A 19,238-nucleotide genomic window follows, 5' to 3' on the forward strand; every position below is an offset into this window, starting at 1 on the left:
ATGCGTTAAGAGTAATCACATGCAAGTTTAAGATGTACCTGAAAAAAGTTGTTAATTAACACAAAACGTAAAATGTTATTTGTGAATCTATTGCAAAGCGTAGGAAATTTTTTCGCACTTAATTTTCGATAAAGCGATACTGAACGCCTAAGCGTTTAATAAATGGACAAAAAATTCCACTTTTTGAAAAAATTTCGTTCGTTTGAACAACAATTTGCAATTTCTACCATGGCACAACAGTTGAAAGAAAAGAATAGTGAGGAAATTAATCACGCATTAACTTCACTAAAGAAGTCGATGGATTGTTATAGAAGTAATGAGGACGAACTTATGAAAAACACATTTAAAACGCTTACAGGTTTAGCAGCAGTGGCATCAATCAGCGCAATGGCTTCATTTGGCGCGCATGCTCAATCTAATCAGATCGAAGCAAAAGACAGTGGGTTTTATGTGGGTGGTAATTACGGTTATTTACGCGTAGAAGGCGAAGATGATTTTGACGACGATAAAGACGTGTGGCAAGGCCTTGTAGGTTACAAATTTAATGAGTGGATTGCGATTGAAGGTGGCTATATTGACTTTGGCGACTACGGTAACGACATTGCTGGCGCTGAAACCGATGGTTATACTGCGGCGATCAAAGGTATCTTACCTTTGACCGAACGCTTCTCACTCTACGCTAAAGCAGGCCAGCTATGGTCGGAAACGGAATATAACTTTGCTGGTATTTCGCGCGATAATGATGATGAAAGTCTATTTGTTGGTGCGGGTTTAAGCTATGCAGTGACAAGCAACTTTCTCGTCAATGCTGAGTACACCGTCTACGATACTGAATTGGATGCAGATGAGGCATTTGATGACATAGACGATACTGATTTTGAAACCGATTTAAAACAAGCCAGTATCGGCGTCGAGTATCGATTTTAAGCTCTGGCGTGGTATTAACTTAATAGCAAATCTGAGTTGAAAAAAGCCTTCGCCCTGTGGCGAAGGCTTTTTGCTATTAGCTACCCATCGATACGCTGAATAAGTTGCGCTAACTCCTCTATTTTTGAAACGGTCGCCTTAACCAGATTATCGATTTCGTTCGAAGAGGATTGAGAATTACCGGCCAAAGTCCTCACCTCATCGGCTACCACTGCGAAGCCCCTTCCCATTTCACCGGCTCTTGCAGCCTCTATCGCAGCATTCAATGCTAATAAATTCGTTTGTTCTGAAATAGAGTTTATTGTACCCACAATATTGCTGATTGTTTGGCTTGTTACTAATAGGTCTTTCATGGCGTCTTGGGTATCATTTACCGCTTGTTTTCGTGTCGTAATATTTATTGCGAAGAACACAAAGCGAGTCGTTTGCCCGTTAAAGTTTTTAAGGGCACTTATACGGGAATCAAAAGCGAGATAGTGGCCATCTTTCTCAATCTCAATAATTTTCGATACAAAGCCGGAACTTTCTAGCGCCGATTTTTCTTCAGCAGAGAGGTTGCCCAAGAGCTCATTTGCAAACGCTTGGGTATCAATCACACCTTTTATGTTATCGCGAAGTAATTTATTCGCTTCTATTACTGTGCCATTTGGCTCCATTTCAAGAAGGACTAAGGCACTTCCAATCGCCTTGAGTTTATTCGTAAAGTCCAGCGCCATTTGTTTTACGCGAGTGATGTCAGCCTGAACGGCGATGAAATTAACTAACTGACCCTCTTTGAAAACAGGGTTTATAGAAAGGGAAGTCCAATAAGGCGTACCATCTTTTCTATAGTTCAGTACCTCATCGTAAAACGCTTCCCTATTTTTTATCTTTTGTCGAATTACGCTTATGGTTCGCTGGTCAGTCTCTTCACCTTGTAGGAAAGATCCGGGCTTTTTACCTTTAACTTCGTCAAGTTTCCAGCCGGTGAGACGATAAAAACCATTATTCACATACTCAATAAGACCATCAGCGTCTGAAATGATGACTGCATTATCTGTTTCGTTCGCCACAAGAGACAGCATTCGCTGAAGTTCTCGCTGTTCCACTTCCTCAGTTACGTCTTTGATAAACGCAGTATAAAGGGTCCTATCTGCTAAGCGAACTTTCGATAACGATAACCGTCCCCATAAGCATTTGCCGTCTTTTCTCTCTACTTTAACTTCTCGGCTGGTGCCAACAATTTTATCCTGACCGGTTTCCCGGTTCGCATTAACATAGTTATCGTGATTAGCTTGTATCTCCTGGGGCACCAACATTTTAACGTTTCGCCCTATCACTTCATCTCTGCTATATCCCCACAGTTTTTCAGCAGAAGCGTTAAATAAGGTCACATTGTTATTTTCGTTAATACAAACCACAGCATCTAATGCTTGTTCGAGGGTTTGCTCAACAATCTCGCGGGCTTCCCTCTCTTCTGTAACATCGCGCACGAATGCCGTGTAATGTTTTTTCCCACTCACGATGACCTGAGACAGCGCAAGCTGAACCCAAATTCGGTCTCCGTTTTTAGTTTCCAACTCTACTTCGCGAGAACTACCAACGATTTTATTTACATTGGTCGACCTATGAGTGTTTACGTAGCTGTCATGATTAGACTGGTGTTCTTGAGGAACTAAGATTCTGATATTTTTACCAAGGACTTCACTGGGAGCATAACCCCACAGGCGCTGGGCGGCAGCGTTGTAAAACGTGATGTTGTTTTTTTCGTCTATGGTTACAACCGCAAGTATTGACTGAGAGAGGGCCTGCTCAGCTGCATTTTCACGTGAAAATAAATTCATTGCTTTGCCTTAATTCACACAACAAACAAGTACATAGATGAGTTCTTATGTTTTTTCCACCAGTGAAGACAAAATAGAATAAAACGTGAAAATTTTACAAACTTTGCATTTGAAATTATTTATACGTTTAAGAATAGAAATTCTTAGTTTGAAATATCAATAACTTAGCAACCCCATTTAAAGGGAGATATCAGGTACGGATTCTGCAGTCTCAACGACTAATTAAGTAGAAACATAAAATAGGTATAAAGACATGCAATCAGGTAAGAGTGTATTTCAACCAGGCCAAAACTGTTGGGTCGAGAGCAAAGCTCGCTTCTCTACCCCACTCATTGATTGCGGTAATTACTACAAAGCGTTACATAGCTCTATTGTGAAAGCCAAACACAGCATTTTTATCGTTGGTTGGGATATAGACAGTCGAATTCGTCTGCTTAGAGGTGATGACGAAGCTAACAGCGAAGCACCTAGCGTTATCAGTGATCTTTTAAAGTGGAAGGCTGAGCAAAACCCAGATATGAAAATTTATCTTTTGCGGTGGGATTCCTCACTGGCGTTTTTCGCACAGCGTGAAATGTGGGCAAAAGAAGTGTGGGAAGAGAAAACGCCAGACAACGTTAAAACAGAGCTCGATGACACTATTCCCATGGGGGGCAGCCAACATCAAAAAATTGTTGTTATTGACGATGAACTCGTCTTTTCAGGTGGAATGGATGTGTCTACTAACCGGTGGGACACGCGCGACCACCCAGTGATATCAGAAGAACGTATTGGACCAGATGGTGAATACGGCCCGTTGCATGATGTTCAGATGGTATCTAGCGGCCCCGTGGTCGCTGATTTTGCCAAGTTAGTGAGATGGAGATGGCAGCGCGTTGCAGAGGAAACGCCGATTGATATCAGGGACAATGCGCCAATTTCTGAAAGTGCACCTTTGCCTGAGTCATGGCCTGAGGATTACCCCCCTCTATTTGAAAACGTGGAATGCGCACTGGCTCGTACGATCCCCTTCATGGATGAAGTAGAACCGGCCCAAGAAGTGCGCCACATGTTGCTTGACCTGATAGGTGAAGCAGAATCTGTTATTTACATTGAAAATCAATTTACAACAAGACAAGAAATCGCCGAAGCGCTTAACCGCCAGCTGAAGTTAAAGCCGAATCTTTCAGTCATTATCGTCAGTTCGTATGAACCTAAAGGTAAGTTTGAATGTGAAGCGTTTTGGGCGAGCCGAATTGAATTTAAGGCTATTTTAGAAAGTGGCATCGACCCCAATCGCGTCAGGCTAACTTATTCTTCTATTGAAGATATGCAGGGCCGTCGAGCGTACAAGCGTATTCACTCTAAAGTCATGACAATAGACAACAAATATCTTGTCATCGGTTCTTCGAATATCAGCAACCGTTCTATGACGTTAGACACCGAGATTGATACGGTACTGTTTGGAAACAACAAGGAAAACCAAGCGTGTATTGAACAGGTCAGAAATGACTTGCTTGCTGAACATACAGGTAGAGATATTGAAGCCATGCCGGCCATATTTGATCATGACAGGCCAGTTGAAGCTTTGATGCAGGGGCAAATAGCCCACGGATATGTGCTTACAGAAGTTCGCGATGAGGTCTTTACTGAGCTTTCTGGCAAAAACATGTTTCGCGCGCTTTCTGATCCTGAAGAGCCTTTAATCTCAGTTCCCACTTTTGATGGAGCGGCTTTACCGGCTCGCAACCCGAGACGCCGTAGCATCATGATTTTGATAGGCTTGGTGATCATCGCGGTCTTAGGGGGCTTAATGTTTTGGGCGAGCCAATCAATTCCTTGGTTAAGTTCAGATAGCATCAACGCGTTCCTAGAAAAGAGTCGGGGTACTTATTTCGCGCTTCCGACTGTACTTCTCGTTTATGTCGTTGGCGGCATTTTGTTTTTCCCAGTTACCGTTTTATCTCTGGCTGTAGCCGCAATATTTGGTCCGCTTTGGGGCCCAATTTACGGCATGATGGGGGCACTTATGAGCTCTGCAATTATGTTTGGTATAGGTAAACTGTCTGGTAATGCTGGACTGAAAAAGCTTGGAGGCCCTAAAGTAGCGGCGGTTGATGAAAAACTCAAACGTAGCGGAATTGTGGGCGTGGCAGCGATCAGGATGTTACCTATCGCACCGTTTAGCTTGGTGAACCTCGTTGCAGGCATTTCATCAATTGGCATTTTCCAGTTTCTTGTCGGTACGTTTTTGGGCATGTTTCCTCCTATGATTGCAAAAGGCCTTGTAGGTGATTCGATTGCGCAAATCTGGCAGAACCCGTCTCTTGAAACTATCAGCTATTTGGTTGGCGGCATCGTACTGTGGGGGTTAATGATTTGGGGATCACAGAAATTTGCTCGCTATTATCAGGCTCGCAAAGAAAGTAGCGCTGACGACATCAATGATGACGAAAGTAGTAAAAGTGAGGCAGATAGATGTGTCGCATAGTGACCTACAACGTCCACAGTGGCATTGGAAGAGACAAAAAACATGATTACAAACGTATTGGACAATTTCTAGCAAGTAGTGGAGCTGATGTTGTACTGCTGCAGGAAATGGATACTCGGCCACCTGAACGAGATACTGCGCAAGACGTGAGAGATATATGCGCTGAAAATACATTTAAGCTTATTTCATCACCAGCGATAAAAGAGACTGACGGATGGTATGGCAATGCCATACTCACTCGTTTTGATGTCATTTCTCAAGAGACCGTTGATGTCAGTCAGAGCGGAAGACAACCGAGAAACGTTCAAATTGTTGAACTACAAACGGAAAAAATGCCGCTAACGGTTGTCAATACGCACAAAGGGCTTAAAAAGTTAGAGCGGCGCTCACAATTTTCTCAACTACATGAGCATTTATCATTGAGGCTAAAGAAGAATAAGACACCGCTCTTTTTAGCGGGTGACTTTAATGAATGGCAGTTTTTTTCAAACGCTTTTCATGCACTAAACGACCTACTCAATCCACAAAAAATAGGGGCTACGTTTCCCAGTCACTTTCCCGTGTTTTCTCTTGACCGCGTGTGGGTCTCTCACGATATTAGAGTGAAAGCATGTAGAAGGTTGAAAAATGCGAAAACTCGACTTTATTCTGATCATCTGCCGGTGCTCGTTGACATAGAGCTCCCCGAAAACGTTACCTAGGGCGAGGCTATCGCCTAATGCAGTCGTCGCTCTTGCGGTTAAGCAGGCTGAGATAAAAATGAAGACGTCGCAAACTCCAATGTGCCACTCCAGTGATTTAGCGCATTTTCTAACGCCACGACCTTTCTGATGATTTCGACAATACGCATGAGATCATGTCCCGGCTTGGCGTTTTTGTTTGTGGCCGCGAGTACGGTTCGGTGTATTTCGGGCTGAACAATTTTGAGTGTGGATACCAGCCCAGATTCCTTGAGATGAAAAATGGCCGATGTGGGCAAAATCATCACCCCCTCTCCCTGCATGACTTGTCGTAATCCGGTCATAAGCTGTCCAGAATAAGCGAGATCGTGCTTTAAACTCACTCCTGTGGCTTTTTCGTAATCAGCGATAAGCTGACCTAGCGCATCTTTATTTCCTGGCGACAAAAGTGGGAGTTCACTGATCTCCCAAAACTTAATCGTTGATTTATTTCTTAAGTGCGCATATTCCGAGTGGGTATTTGAAGCAGTGAAAACTAAGTGCAACTCTTCTTGGATCAAGGGAGTAATACTCATAAACTTTGGGTCAACAGCCTGCTGATAAGTAAGTGCTATATCGATTTGTTTTGACGCTAGCCAATCATTGATAGTGTAAGAGGGACCGGTACTGATCTCTACTTTGAGATCTTTGTGATGTTTCGTTATTTCGGTTAACAGCGGTAGTGAAAGCACATTGCCAATGGAAGGAAGCATACCGATTTTAATTTTTTTACTCTGCCCTTTGCTGAATCCTTCCATCACTGTTTTTACATTTTCAATTTCACCCAGTATTTTCTCTGCGTGTTTATAAAAAACCTCTCCTGCGGGCGTCAACCTAACCCCTGCAAAGCTCCTTTCCAATAATGTTGTTTTTACCTCACGCTCTAAACTCGCCAGTTGTTGACTTATCCCCGGCTGGGCGATATCAAGCGCTCTAGCGGCACCGGCGATACTTCCCTTCTGCACTGTAGTTATAAAATAACGCAGCTGTTTAGAATGCACTTATTCCTCCATTGAGAAAGACCTTCAGATAGGCCTGAACTGCCGATCTATTGTTTCAATCTCAACGCAAGGTATATGCCATTCCAATCCGTTATATGCAGCAAAATTGTAAAATTCCCCGAGAAAATGAGCCCCAGAAAAACTCATATAATTTTATACTTAAGTATAATACCTAGAAAAATGGGCGCTGCGCCTATGGTCAATAGTTTTCTTATACCCCTGAATATTCTTCTTTCTTCCACCAGCGCTCAAGAGTTTTTAGCCTAGTACCCGTACACGAGTGACACCATAACAACAACAAGATGTTAGATGCATCAATGTGGTGCTCGTGCGTGCCTAGAAAGAGTGCAGATTTAAACAATCCACATTCATAAATTAAGTAGCAATAAGCACGATTGGGAACACTGATGAAACAGAAGAAACTCCACACCGCAGTTCGTTACGCACTTACAGGAATAACTTTATTTACCACGTCAATGCTTGTTCAAGCACAAGAAGTATCAGAAGACACTACTGAGACTAAAAATTTAGAGCGCATTGCTGTTACAGGCGCGCGAGGCGCGCCACGTTCGGTAACAAGCTCGCCAGTACCGGTCGACGTTTTAACCGCAGAAGATGTAGAAGCGGTAGCGTTTACTGACATGAACAACGTGTTAATGACGTTAGTTCCCTCATACTCAGTTGGCCGTCAACCTATTTCTGACGGCGGAACATTTATCCGACCAGCCACACTGCGCGGCATGCCCACCGATAAAACCCTGGTATTAGTGAATTCAAAACGACGTCACAGAGCAGCGCTTGTTTCCATTGGAGGGTCAGGTACACAGGGACCAGATATTGCAACCATTCCCACAGCAGCGATTAAAACGGTAGAAGTTCTTCGGGACGGCGCCGCAGCGCAATACGGTTCAGATGCGATCGCCGGTGTTATCAATTTTCAGCTAAAAGACAATACCGAGGGCGGTTCTTTTACCATTGATTACGGCACTTATTATGAAGGTGACGGAGATCAGATTACCGTTACAGGAAATAAAGGATTTGCACTAGGCGATGACGGATTTCTCAGTATATCCGCAGAGTACTCTGACAGCGAAGCAACATTTAGAGGTGAACAATACTGTGAACCTTGGTTCTGTGTTGACGATCAATCTCAACAATATATTGCTGATGCCACTGAAATGGCTAATCGCGTTCATGATTCGGATGTAGTGCAACCCTGGGGGCAACCTAACACAAGCGGAAAACGCGTGTTTTTTAATTCAGGCTTTACGCTATCTGCGGAAGCAGAGCTTTATGCCTTTGGTAACTATTCTGAAAGTGAAGGTGATGGCTCGTTTTACTACCGCTATCCAGGCAACGGCACGATTGAGGATCTTCGCTTAGAAGATGGCTCGATCTGGAACCCTACAGAATTTTTCCCTGGAGGATTTACGCCTCGCTTTTTCGGTGACGTCACCGACTACTCTTTCGTAGGTGGAATAAAAGGGATGTCTGGCGATCTTACTTACGATATCAGCGGTCGTTACGGCAACAATGAGATTTCCTATACCCTAGCAAATACGATAAACCCGTCCCTGGGCAATATGTCGCCTACATCGTTTCAGCCAGGTGACTTGATTAATGAAGAGTCACAAGTTCAAGCTGACTTTACCTACGATCTCAGTGCATATGTTTTGGCCTTTGGCGCAAGCTACCTTGACGAGTCCTATGAAATTTCAGAAGGCGAGGAAGCCTCCTATTTTGCAGGTCCATATGCTACATCAGATCCATACGGATTCTGTAATGGAGACACTGCAACAGCAGCTGGACTTGCTGTTATCGCCACCGGCTCGACCTTAGACTGTTCTAATCCTGACGACGCCGTGTATACCGTCGTAGGTGTGGGTTCTAATGGCTTCCCTGGCTACTCTCCTGACTATTCAGGTTCATATGAACGTGATTCTTACGCTGTGTATACCGACATATCTGGTGACATTACCGATACGCTATTTGCACAGGCGGCACTACGCTATGAAGATTATTCTGACTTTGGTTCAGAACTGGTATACAAAATTGCTGGATTCTACCAACTCAATGATGACGTGGGCTTTAGGTCTTCATTCGGTACAGGGTTCAGAGCACCAACCCCAGGGCAGCAAGGTACCACAAACGTGTCTACTCGATTACCCGACGGATTCCCAGTCGCAACGGGTTTATTCCCAGCCGGTGGAGAAGTAGCACAAGCTTTGGGAGCACAAGAACTTTCTCCTGAGAAATCAACAAACTTTACGTTAGGTATGACAGCCAATTATGGCGACGTTACGCTCACGGTCGATTACTACAACATCAAGTTAGAAGATCGCCTTTACTCAGTGTCAACGCGTGATGTTTCAACCACCGTGGTCACTGACCCTGAAGCGCCCGGTTATGATGCCTACCAAAACTATCTAGCATTGGCGGGCGCGAACGTGTCTGGCGCCGAATCCATCGGCGGTGTGTTTTTCTTCCAAAACGCGTTCGATACCGTTACGGAAGGCTTGGACGTTGTTGCTACCTATAAAATGGAGTCTGACTACGGCGCTACCATTTTGACAGGTTCGGTAAACTACAACAAAACTGAGTTTGATTCTGATCCCAGTGAATATCTGGATGCAGAAGATCAGTTCGACTTCGAAAACGGTCTTCCAGAAATACGTAGCGTAATATCCGTTACTCATAGCTACGATGTTTGGTCAGCCGTGGCACGCTTGAGCTATTTCGGCGAGTACGAAAATGCAGGAAGTGATGATGGCGTCAATGCCACGAGTATTCAGACCTTCGGCGACGAATTCATGTTCGATATAGAAGGTTCTTACCTTATCAACGAGAACTTCACCTTATCGGTGGGGATCAGGAATCTGTTTGACAATTATCCAGATGTCAGCACTAACGGTGATGCTTGCTGTGGTGAAGTCTATGACTCGGGTTCAATTGTCGATTGGCAAGGAGGTTATTACTACACCCGTCTCGCGGCCCGTTTCTAATAATAACTATGTCAACACCAGCGATAGCTGGTGTTGACGCTTTAACTCATTGTTTAAAAAGGTTTGTAGGTACCCATGTTTTTAGCTATGTCTAGCGGAGTAAAAATTCAATGGAATTAGAACTACTGTGGTTTGTAGTTACCTTATGTATAACCGGTGCCATAGCTGGCATCACAGCAGGTCTCTTCGGTAATGGTGGAGGCTTTGTTGTTGTTCCTGCTCTACTCGCCGTTTTTCCTTTTTTTACTCCTCCGTCAGAAGCTCTGGTTAAGGTCGCGATAGGAACATCGTTAGCATCAATTGTCGTTTCAAGTGCGCGTTCAGTCATGGCTCACCGTGCTAAAGGTGCCGTCGACTTTGACATTTTGCGCTCTTGGAGCATCTGGCTGGTTCTAGGGGTTGGCGGAGGTTTACTTATCGCTAACAACACCAGCGCAAATGGATTAACGGTTGTCTTCGCTGCCGGCGTTTTACTTTACTCAGTGTACTTTCTTTTTCCTGAATTTGTTGTAAGACCAGGCCTTGTTTTCAACATGCCAAGAGGTATTGGCAAAGCAGTGCTGGCATTTGTACTGGGCGGCTTCTCTGCGCTACTAGGTATAGGGGGCGGCACGCCCACGGTGATCACCATGGTAATGTGTCAGCGCACCATTCAGCAGGCTGTTGCAACTGCAGCCGGCGTTGGTTTTTTAATCGGCCTTCCAGGTGCTATTGGTTTTTTATTTATGAAACACCCAGACACCGCCTCCCTTCCCGTTGGGACTGTTGGTTATATCAACATACCTGCACTTGTTGCAATAAGCATAGGTGCCATCTTCACCGCTCCAATTGGGGCAAAAATGGCGCATAACTTCAGCGAAAAAAAATTAAAACGATTATTTGGCATTTATCTCGTCATTGTTTCAAGTGCCATGTTTTATAAAGCCATATAACAAGTCTATAAGGAGAGTACCGTGAGTTATAACCGTTCAAGACGCTTATTTATCGGAGGTTCCGTCGCAGCGTCAGCGCTAGGTGCAAGCGGATTAAGCACGTTTGCTGGTGCACAATCTGCAGGTGCAGCAACTAACCAAATGCCTGCCGTGACATACGGTCCCGCCCCGGGTGTAGCAAAACTCAACGCTAACGAAAACCCTTTTGGTCCTAGTGCTAAAGCTCTGGAAGCGATATCAAAGGCATCCATGGAAGGCGGCGCCTATTATGCCTATCCTGCCGCCATGACACTTTTAGATATGATCGCAGAGCGCTACAGCATCACACGTAAGAACATTTCGTTGAGCGCGGGCTCTAGCCCTATTCTTTCCTACGCTGCACTTGCTGCGAGTAAAAAGGGAAAAATTCTGGGGCCAGATCTCTTTTGGGACACCACATCAAAAGCGCCTGAAAAACAAGGCGCCCCTGAGATCGTAAGAATTCCCAACACAGCTGAACTCGACATCGATCTTGACGCTATGTACGCAGCGATTGATGATTCTATTGGCATGGTACATATCTGTAACCCAAACAATCCTACCGGCAAAATACTCGACCCCGACAGATTAAGAGAGTTTTGCATTAAGGCGTCTAAAAAGACGCTCGTATTAGTCGATGAAGCTTACAATGAACTGATTGATGAGCCGCCAAAGCACTCTATGATCCCTCTCGTTAAAGCAGGACACAATGTAGTCGTAGCGCGTACTTTCTCTAAAATTTACGGTTTAGCCGGTATGCGAGTTGGTTACCTGATCGCGTCTGAGGAGAATACGGATTGGATTAATCGCTATGGTATGGGTGGGTATACCTTAAATCAAGCCGGCTTGGCTGCCGCTATTGCTAGTTATAATGATGAGGCCTTTCTAACGTTTTCGAAGGATAAAATTTATGAGGGTAAAGCAATGGTCATGGATGCAGTTAAAGCAAACGGTTTGACAGCCCTGCCTTCGAGTACTAACTTTGTCTTTGTTGATTTAGGGGACGGAAATGCAGAATACTTCCGCCAAGCGATGGCCGATAAAGGCGTGCTGATAAGAGGAATTTATCGCACTTATACCAACTGGTCTCGCGTGAGTATGGGTAAAATTGGGGATATCAAAAGGTACGTCGATGCAATGCCAGAGGCACTCGACAAAATGTACGCTCTCCAAAATACGTAATTAAGTCTGGTGTACATCGAATCCCGATGTGCGCCTTTTTCATCATCCACGTCCTAGCATTTCAACTAAAAGTCTAATACGCATAAAAGTCACTTCTGCCATATACTCATTAAAAATAGTTACTGTAAAAAAACTTAGGCAATTTTTTTAACGAGTTTGTTGCGGTAACGCTAAAACTGCACATACTTTATTAAAAGATATTTCTCTAAATGCCGCTCTAGGAGGCTGTAAATGTCACTTTCTGTTTTAGTTGCTGATGATTCAAAGTTATCGAGGCGCAGTGTTATTCGAGCGCTTCCCCAAGACCTTGAATACGATATTACCGAAGCAACAAACGGCCAAGAAGCTATCGACGCGCTTTCAGAGAGTAACTTTGCACTTGTTCTGTTAGACCTTACCATGCCAGAAGTCGATGGTGTAGGCGTGTTGGAGTTTTTACACGAGAGGCCCGATACACCTAACGTGATTGTGATAAGTGCTGATTTTCAGCCGGAAAAACAGAAAATTGTAATGTCTCTTGGTGCGAAACGTTTTCTTCGTAAGCCCTTAGACAAAGAAGAATTGGCAATGGCGTTATTTGAGCTGGGGTATCTATGAGTATTGTACTACCGCTGGATGAAGAGCAAAGAGATGCGCTTCAAGAACTGCTGAATATTTCTATGGGGCAAGCGGCCAATTCTCTTGCTCAGTTAATAGAGACTAAAATTGATATTTCTATTCCCAAAATTTCAGCAGTAACCCCTGGGCAGCTTTACAGCCTTTTATTCGAAACAGAGGATTCTTTTTATACCAGACAGTCTTTCTTAGGTGACGTACATGGCGAGGTAATGTCGGTTCTCTCTCGGGCGGGTTTAACTGAAGTGGCTGCCTTGATGGACTACGACGACCCATTAAGTAAAGAAGATATTCAAGAAATTATTTTAGAGCTCTGCAATATTTTGGCAGGTGCGTGCTTAGCAGGCCTTTCTGATCAGTTAGAGCTAACAACTAACCTAAATATGCCAACCTTGTTTCAGCCAGATAAAAGTAATTTTGATGATTTGAAATGGCAGCATAGCTTAGTCATGGAAGTACAATTTGTTATTGCGATTTCATCATTCAGTATGCGCGTCGTTTTCTGTCTAGACGATGAGTCTCTGGCGCGCATTAAAGATACGTTGGATGAGTTACTCGCATAATGTTTGAACAGCTGGTAGGTAAATTACCGGTCGGAATAGGTGTTGTTGACGAGAACTTCAATGTTATTTATTTAAATGACTTTTTTTTAGACAGACTACCTTACGAACTACGCCAAAATTACAAAGAAACGCCGGTCACAGAATTATTCCAAGGCGAAGGTAAATTTCTTAAGCGCAGACTGAAATCAGTTTTTGTATTGCAGCACCCCAGTTTTAGCTATTGGGAGCAGCGTCCCCACATATTTCCATTTAAAAGCTCTCGCCCTATTACCGGTGAAGAAACACAGATGTATCAGAATATGGAAATTCTGCCGGTCAAAGACAAAGCGACGGGTAAGAAACTTGCGTGTATTTTTCTGCAAGATGTAACGGCACAAGCGAGTTATTTTAGAGCGCAACAAAAACTCTCTGAAGCCCTTAAGAAAGAACATGAAGCCCAAAGAAAGCTGATAAGAAAACTGGATACAGCACAAAGCCAACTTATCCAGGCAGAAAAAATGGCATCTACAGGGCAGCTAGCTGCGGGGATTGCCCATGAAATTAATAACCCTATCGGCTTTGTGAATGCTAACCTCAACACATTAGCGCAGTATGCCTCTCACCTTATTTCAATTTGCGATGGTGTCTACTCTTACCTTGAAAACTTTAACGATGAGTTGCGTGAACAAATAGAAGCACTTTATCAGTCTAATCATTACGACTTATTGAAAGACGACATTACTGAATTAATTGAAGAGTCGACTGACGGATTAACACGAGTAAAAGACATCGTAGAGAACCTTAAAAACTTCTCACTGGAAAACTCGGAAGGGGTTCAGACGGTAGACATTTGTACTGTTTGTAATCAGCTTATTACCCTCATTTCGGCGCAATACAGTGTCCCTCAGTACAAATTTGACTGTGAGCTTGAAAAAGTTGAAGTCATGGGGAATCCCGGTCCGTTAAAACAAGCCTTGATGAACATCATGATAAATGCCGCGCAAGCCATTCATACCAAAGGCGTTGTGAAGTTAAGTGTTCGGGACTCAGGTGATAAGGTTACCATTAAAATACTTGATTCAGGTTGCGGTATTCCGGCCCAGAATTTAAAGCGCGTCTTCGAACCGTTTTTTACCACCAAGCCTGAGGGACAAGGACAAGGGTTAGGCTTATCTGTCGCCTATACAGCAATAGAGCAACATCAAGGCAAAATATCCATCAGCAGCAAGGAAGCAAAGGGAACAGTGGTTGAAATCTCCATTCCTAAGCAGCCCTCCAACGCGAGCAGCGCAACCTCAGAAGACCTTAGTATTCCTTCTGAAGCACTACCAACAGATACACAGCATGCATAATTAACAGGCAAGCTGCTTCGCTTCCAAGCTTTTAAACTCGTACTGTCCTCTATAGTTAACACTGCGAGAGATGACTCCCTTGTGATGTAGATAATTTAAATGGGACAGACATTCAGCTACCGCAAATACCATGTTTCGGCTTGATAGTTTTCGTTTAAACATAACAGGCAGTAAATCAACCACTGTTTGAGGCTCTTCACACGCATCAAGCAATGCTTTTAAATGTTCGTGGTGATGCGCTATAAGCATATCAACCCTCTCATGTAAGCCAATAAAGGGTAACTTATGGGCAGGTAGTACAATGACATCTTCCGGCAGCGCTTTAAACTGCGGTAACGTACTAAGGTAATCTTCTAATGTATCTGCATCGGGCTCTGTAGAATACGCTCCAATATTAGGAGTAATAATAGGCAGGATATGGTCACCGGAAATTAAGATATTCTTTTTCTGGTTGAAGAGGCAGGCATGCTCGGGAGAATGCCCTCGTCCGATCATCACTTGCCATTCGTTCGCACCCAAAGACAACGTCATACCGTCTTTAAGACGCGTATAGCTAATAGGCAATGGAGACACTACACTACTGTACCCATTTCCCTCACCAGAAGTCAGCTTGTCAATTAACGCATCATCGAGACCCGCACGCTGATAATAAAGTCTGTCTCTTGCGTTCGTGGCCCCGTTTCTCCCTGCGGCAAAAGCGCGAGCAGTGAAATACTCGGTTTGCGTCATATAAAACGGCACATTGAAAGTATCTGCAATCCAGCCCGCCAAACCGACGTGATCAGGATGTAGATGCGTAACAATAACACCAACAATAGGTGCGTTTAGTTGACCAAAAATACGCTGCCACAACGATTTAGTTGTCGACGTTCCTATACCAGTATCAAGCACCACCCAGCCACCGTCACCTTCTAACAGATAAAGGTTGATATGGTCTAATTCAAAAGGTAAAGGCATGGTTAACCAAAGTACCCCTTCTGCAATTTCTATAAACTCGCCGGGATTTACCTGCTTGTCATATAGATATTCCATATCGCCCTCGCTTGTGTTTTTTGCTATCGATACTGTGATTGACGCGAATAAGCGTACGTACAAAACATGGGAAAATTCGCTTAAAGTCCTGCTTTTCTACCTTGATCGATAGATAAAAACAAACATATCTGTCGAATAGAGAACTATAGGAGTTGGTGATAACAAACGGTATACTCAGGGCTGGCGGTCTATTGGCGAACGCCACGCGCTATGCGTGCCTTACTTTAAAAAATCTCGCTTATTCAAAACGGAATCATGCCAAGCTCAACACTAATTCAAGGCTTTATACTTAATAAAAGCACGTTCACGCGACGGGGCAAAGTGTACGTAGAGCTATGGGTGAAAACCGCTAATCAGATTGTCAAACTAGTCTCTTCCCCCCAATTTCCCACGTGTTTTGTGTCAGTTGAGCAGATGTCTTTATTGCGAGAGCTAGCGGAGCGTGCCCTTCTAAAGCTATTGATTTCCGACGATGGGTTTTACACGCTCGAACAAACCAAGGTAGTGACCGTTAAAACGAAGACCGAGTCGCAAATGCATCAGTTACGACAACTCGCTCGTAAAAAAACCATTATTCTTTATGAAGCCGATATCCGTGTCGAAGACCGCTATTTAATGGAGCGCTTTGTGTACGGTGCGGTTGAATTCGTTGCCCCCTCCGTTAATGATAATAGGCTGCCTGTTGATACGATAGAAAACGCACAAATAAGGCCCTGCCAGTACAGAACGACATTTACTTCGCTCAGTGTCGATATCGAATGTAACGAACATGAAGAGTTATTCAGCATCGCGCTAGCCGGTAACGGATTAAATATTGTACTGCTCGTACGCCCCCCTGGCATTCAAGATCAAACACTTTATTCACCGGCAGAAAGTGGCTATCAGCTTAGCGTCGTGGCGTCAGAACGGGAGCTTCTTCATGTATTTTTCTCGCATATCAAATCATACGACCCTGACATTATTTTAGGGTGGAATGTCAAACAATTTGATATGGCAGTGCTTTTTCGAAGAGCAAAAGCAAATAATTTGAAATTTACTATTGGACGTCACGAGCGAGAAGCGACAGTACGCCAATGGGAAGATCAGACACTGGTCGATGTACCCGGTCGCTGTGTTATCGACGGAATTGAAGCACTCAAAACCATGACATTTCAATTTGAGTCTTTTTCACTCGATCACGTGTCAGAGGAATTGCTAGGTGAAAATAAACTTATTCAGGGTAACGACAAGCTTGCCGCTATAAAACGGTTATATTACGAAGATCCCGTGGCGCTCGCGAATTATAATTTCAAAGACACCGTGCTAGTAAATCGCATTCAAGAAAAAACGCAATTTATTGATTTTCTTGCATTACGAAGTATTTTGACGGGTTTAGACATGAGCAGACCTGGTGGTTCGGTGGCAGCATTTCTTAATGTTTACTTACCCAAACTTCACCGCAGTTCCTATGTTGCCGGAGTCAGGCCGGAAAATGGCGGCCTGGCAAGTCCAGGTGGTTACGTTATGCGCTCTCAGCCTGGCTTATACAAAGATGTATTGGTGCTTGATTTCAAGAGCCTTTACCCGTCTATTATACGAACATTTAAAATAGACCCTGTAGGCCTTGCAGAAGGGTTAAAGTCTCCTGAGGATGCTATAGAGGGCTTTAAAGGGGCTGTTTTCAGCCGAACAACACACTTTCTCCCTTCAATAATTGAAAACCTCTGGCAGCAGCGTGATGAGGCAAAAAAACAAAAAGATTCCCCCCGTTCTCAAGCGATTAAAATACTAATGAATTCATTTTACGGTGTATTGGGCAGCGGCGGTTGTCCGTTTTACGATCCACGCCTTGCAAGCTCCATTACCTTGAGAGGGCATGAGATCATGCAAACTACTGCCGGGTGGATTGAAGCGTTAGGTTACGACGTTATATATGGGGATACCGATTCAACATTCGTGCACGTAGAAGGGAATGCTGCCTTGGGCTCACCAGAAAAAACGGGGATTAGGCTGGCTGAAATCATCAATGAAAAATGGGCGGCATTGCTCAGGGAACGTTTTAATATAGATTGTCATCTTGAAATTGAATTTGAGTCACATTTTTCAACGTTCTTTATGCCCACAATTAGGGGCTCAACAGAAGGAAGTAAAAAACGCTATGCCGGAATGAAAGGTGAAGAGTTAATTTTTAAAGGCTTAGAAAATGTACGTTCAGACTGGACTCCCCTAGCAAAATCCTTTCAGTATGAGTTATACAAGAAAGTCTTCTCGGGTCTGCCGGTTGAAAAATACATCAGTGACACGCTCAATGCCGTTAAATCGGGCGATATGGACGACGCGTTAGTGTATAAGAAACGTTTGAGAAAGCCGCTATCTTCTTATGTTAAATCTCTTCCTCCCCACGTGAGAGCAGCGAGGCGTGCAGATGAACTATTTGAGGAACAAGGTCTGCCGCTACGCTATCAGTCTAACACAACAATAGCCTACGTTATTACGGTTCAAGGTCCACAAACCGTAGAAACGGTTTCAGCGCCTTTGCATTACGACCACTATATAGAAAAACAACTTAAGCCTATCGCCGACAGCATCCTCCCACTTATCGGCACAAACTTTGAGCATATCGCTAACGACCAACTCTCTTTGTTTTAGTCTTAATAAGATTGTATGAAGATCTTTCAGTTTATGTGACAAATTAACAAAAAAATTCGACACTCATTTCCACAAAAATTTTCTTTCCATATATTTTTCATAAACTTAAACCCTTGGCATAACAAGTGAATAGCACACTATGAGTAACTAAATAGGTGTGGATAAAGCAGTGTCTTTAGTTAACACGCGTACCATTTAGTGATTAGGGCAAATGAGCGCCCGCATTCGCAAAGAAAAATAGAAGGAATTTGATTATGAAGATCACGAAACTGAGTTTGATTACAAGTGCAGTAGTTACTGCCACAATTTCTGCGTCAGCGGTTGCAGGACATCATGAAGAAAAAATTTCAATGGGCTTTGATGCCTTAGACAAAGACAGTAACGGTTATATCGTTGGCTCAGAATCATCTGGGGTAATTAACAGTGAGCTTGTCACTAAAATGGATAGTGACGGCGACAGCATGGTAAGTCGCACAGAATTTAATACCTTTGTTGATGATAAACCCTCCATGTTTACCGACGATATCATCACACAAGTACAAACAGACGGCACGAACGACGCGATGATGAGAACAAAAGGTAACCCCGAGCTATTTTCAAAAGATGATGGCGAAATGATATCGGAAAAAAATAAGGAACTGCGAACAGAAATATCAGTAAGCGCTGACGACAAATTCACAGCAATTGATACGGACAGTGATGGAAGAATCAGTAAAACAGAACTAGAAGCTGCCAACCTAGAGGGTGATTTTGAATCTATGGATGACAATGGCGACGCATATGTGACGCGTATGGAATACCGAACATACTATAAAAGTTTAGATTCAGAATAAATCTGTTAAACGTTGATACCGCGTTTTCATTTAAAGCTCTGCAATGGTGAGACCGTATCGCTGTGGCAGCCAATAAAACTTACAGTGCAGAAAGCAAAAAACCCGCCATAAGGCGGGTTTCTTTTAATGGGACCTGGCAGTCTGGAGGGCCAGCCCGTCCTA

The 19,238-nt window shown here is 43.7% G+C and carries 14 protein-coding genes; 11 read left to right on the forward strand and 3 right to left on the reverse strand.

What is annotated here, in order from left to right:
* The first annotated feature begins 330 nt into the window (after positions 1-330).
* A complete protein-coding gene (locus tag GVO63_RS18585) occupies positions 331-927 on the forward strand; it encodes a porin family protein (RefSeq protein ID WP_159581883.1) in 597 nt (198 codons plus the stop codon).
* 80 nt (positions 928-1,007) lie between these two features.
* Here GVO63_RS18585 and GVO63_RS18590 read toward each other — a convergent pair whose 3' ends face one another.
* Complete coding sequence (locus tag GVO63_RS18590) at positions 1,008-2,750, reverse strand: PAS domain S-box protein (protein WP_159581885.1); 1,743 nt, start codon at positions 2,748-2,750, stop codon at positions 1,008-1,010.
* A 253-nt stretch (positions 2,751-3,003) separates the two neighbouring features.
* On the opposite strand from GVO63_RS18590, the gene GVO63_RS18595 reads away from it, so the two are divergent.
* Complete coding sequence (locus GVO63_RS18595) at positions 3,004-5,220, forward strand: VTT domain-containing protein (protein WP_159581887.1); 2,217 nt, start codon at positions 3,004-3,006, stop codon at positions 5,218-5,220.
* Positions 5,208-5,921, forward strand: a complete 714-nt coding sequence (locus tag GVO63_RS18600; RefSeq protein ID WP_201281935.1) for an endonuclease/exonuclease/phosphatase family protein — start codon at positions 5,208-5,210, stop codon at positions 5,919-5,921. The genes GVO63_RS18595 and GVO63_RS18600 overlap by 13 nt, the downstream gene beginning before the upstream one ends.
* A 38-nt stretch (positions 5,922-5,959) precedes the next feature.
* On the opposite strand, the gene GVO63_RS18605 is transcribed toward GVO63_RS18600, so the two are convergent.
* Positions 5,960-6,940 (reverse strand): LysR family transcriptional regulator, encoded by a 981-nt coding sequence (locus tag GVO63_RS18605; RefSeq protein ID WP_159581889.1) that lies wholly within the window; start codon positions 6,938-6,940, stop codon positions 5,960-5,962.
* A 407-nt stretch (positions 6,941-7,347) separates the two neighbouring features.
* On the opposite strand from GVO63_RS18605, the gene GVO63_RS18610 reads away from it, so the two are divergent.
* From GVO63_RS18610 to GVO63_RS18635, 6 genes are all read left to right on the forward strand, one after another.
* Positions 7,348-9,942, forward strand: coding sequence for a TonB-dependent siderophore receptor (locus GVO63_RS18610; RefSeq protein ID WP_159581891.1), 2,595 nt, complete (start codon positions 7,348-7,350; stop codon positions 9,940-9,942).
* Between the two features lie 110 nt (positions 9,943-10,052).
* Complete coding sequence (locus GVO63_RS18615) at positions 10,053-10,874, forward strand: sulfite exporter TauE/SafE family protein (protein ID WP_159493586.1); 822 nt, start codon at positions 10,053-10,055, stop codon at positions 10,872-10,874.
* Between the two features lie 21 nt (positions 10,875-10,895).
* Positions 10,896-12,074 carry a histidinol-phosphate transaminase gene (locus GVO63_RS18620; protein ID WP_159581893.1) on the forward strand — a complete coding sequence of 393 codons (1,179 nt, stop codon included), beginning with the start codon at positions 10,896-10,898 and terminating at the stop codon, positions 12,072-12,074.
* A 231-nt stretch (positions 12,075-12,305) separates the two neighbouring features.
* Positions 12,306-12,671 (forward strand): response regulator, encoded by a 366-nt coding sequence (locus tag GVO63_RS18625; RefSeq protein ID WP_159581895.1) that lies wholly within the window; start codon positions 12,306-12,308, stop codon positions 12,669-12,671.
* Complete coding sequence (locus GVO63_RS18630; RefSeq protein ID WP_159581897.1) at positions 12,668-13,252, forward strand: chemotaxis protein CheX; 585 nt, start codon at positions 12,668-12,670, stop codon at positions 13,250-13,252. The genes GVO63_RS18625 and GVO63_RS18630 overlap by 4 nt, the downstream gene beginning before the upstream one ends.
* Complete coding sequence (locus GVO63_RS18635; RefSeq protein WP_159581899.1) at positions 13,252-14,583, forward strand: sensor histidine kinase; 1,332 nt, start codon at positions 13,252-13,254, stop codon at positions 14,581-14,583. The genes GVO63_RS18630 and GVO63_RS18635 overlap by 1 nt, the downstream gene beginning before the upstream one ends.
* Here the strand turns inward: GVO63_RS18635 and GVO63_RS18640 are convergent, their stop codons facing one another.
* Positions 14,584-15,615: an MBL fold metallo-hydrolase gene (locus GVO63_RS18640; protein WP_159581901.1), complete on the reverse strand. Its 1,032-nt coding sequence runs from the start codon at positions 15,613-15,615 to the stop codon at positions 14,584-14,586. It abuts the gene before it with no gap.
* 255 nt (positions 15,616-15,870) lie between these two features.
* Between GVO63_RS18640 and GVO63_RS18645 the strand changes: the two genes are divergently transcribed.
* Positions 15,871-18,243 (forward strand): DNA polymerase II, encoded by a 2,373-nt coding sequence (locus tag GVO63_RS18645; protein ID WP_159581903.1) that lies wholly within the window; start codon positions 15,871-15,873, stop codon positions 18,241-18,243.
* A gap of 254 nt (positions 18,244-18,497) precedes the next feature.
* On the forward strand, positions 18,498-19,076 hold the full coding sequence (locus GVO63_RS18650; protein ID WP_159581905.1) for a hypothetical protein: 579 nt from the start codon (positions 18,498-18,500) through the stop codon (positions 19,074-19,076).
* Positions 19,077-19,238 lie beyond the last annotated feature (162 nt).

Origin of the sequence: Alteromonas sp. KUL106 (genome assembly GCF_009811415.1) — a bacterium.
Taxonomy (GTDB): Bacteria; Pseudomonadota; Gammaproteobacteria; order Enterobacterales; family Alteromonadaceae; genus Alteromonas.

What these genes read in the sequence shown, in the direction of transcription:
- GVO63_RS18585 (WP_159581883.1), top strand. Translation starts at nt 331, where the DNA reads ATGAAAAACACATTTAAAACGCTTACAGGTTTAGCAGCAGTGGCATCA.
- GVO63_RS18590 (WP_159581885.1), bottom strand. Translation starts at nt 2,750, where the DNA reads ATGAATTTATTTTCACGTGAAAATGCAGCTGAGCAGGCCCTCTCTCAG.
- GVO63_RS18595 (WP_159581887.1), top strand. Translation starts at nt 3,004, where the DNA reads ATGCAATCAGGTAAGAGTGTATTTCAACCAGGCCAAAACTGTTGGGTC.
- GVO63_RS18600 (WP_201281935.1), top strand. Translation starts at nt 5,208, where the DNA reads ATGTGTCGCATAGTGACCTACAACGTCCACAGTGGCATTGGAAGAGAC.
- GVO63_RS18610 (WP_159581891.1), top strand. Translation starts at nt 7,348, where the DNA reads ATGAAACAGAAGAAACTCCACACCGCAGTTCGTTACGCACTTACAGGA.
- GVO63_RS18615 (WP_159493586.1), top strand. Translation starts at nt 10,053, where the DNA reads ATGGAATTAGAACTACTGTGGTTTGTAGTTACCTTATGTATAACCGGT.
- GVO63_RS18625 (WP_159581895.1), top strand. Translation starts at nt 12,306, where the DNA reads ATGTCACTTTCTGTTTTAGTTGCTGATGATTCAAAGTTATCGAGGCGC.
- GVO63_RS18630 (WP_159581897.1), top strand. Translation starts at nt 12,668, where the DNA reads ATGAGTATTGTACTACCGCTGGATGAAGAGCAAAGAGATGCGCTTCAA.
- GVO63_RS18635 (WP_159581899.1), top strand. Translation starts at nt 13,252, where the DNA reads ATGTTTGAACAGCTGGTAGGTAAATTACCGGTCGGAATAGGTGTTGTT.
- GVO63_RS18640 (WP_159581901.1), bottom strand. Translation starts at nt 15,615, where the DNA reads ATGGAATATCTATATGACAAGCAGGTAAATCCCGGCGAGTTTATAGAA.
- GVO63_RS18645 (WP_159581903.1), top strand. Translation starts at nt 15,871, where the DNA reads ATGCCAAGCTCAACACTAATTCAAGGCTTTATACTTAATAAAAGCACG.
- GVO63_RS18650 (WP_159581905.1), top strand. Translation starts at nt 18,498, where the DNA reads ATGAAGATCACGAAACTGAGTTTGATTACAAGTGCAGTAGTTACTGCC.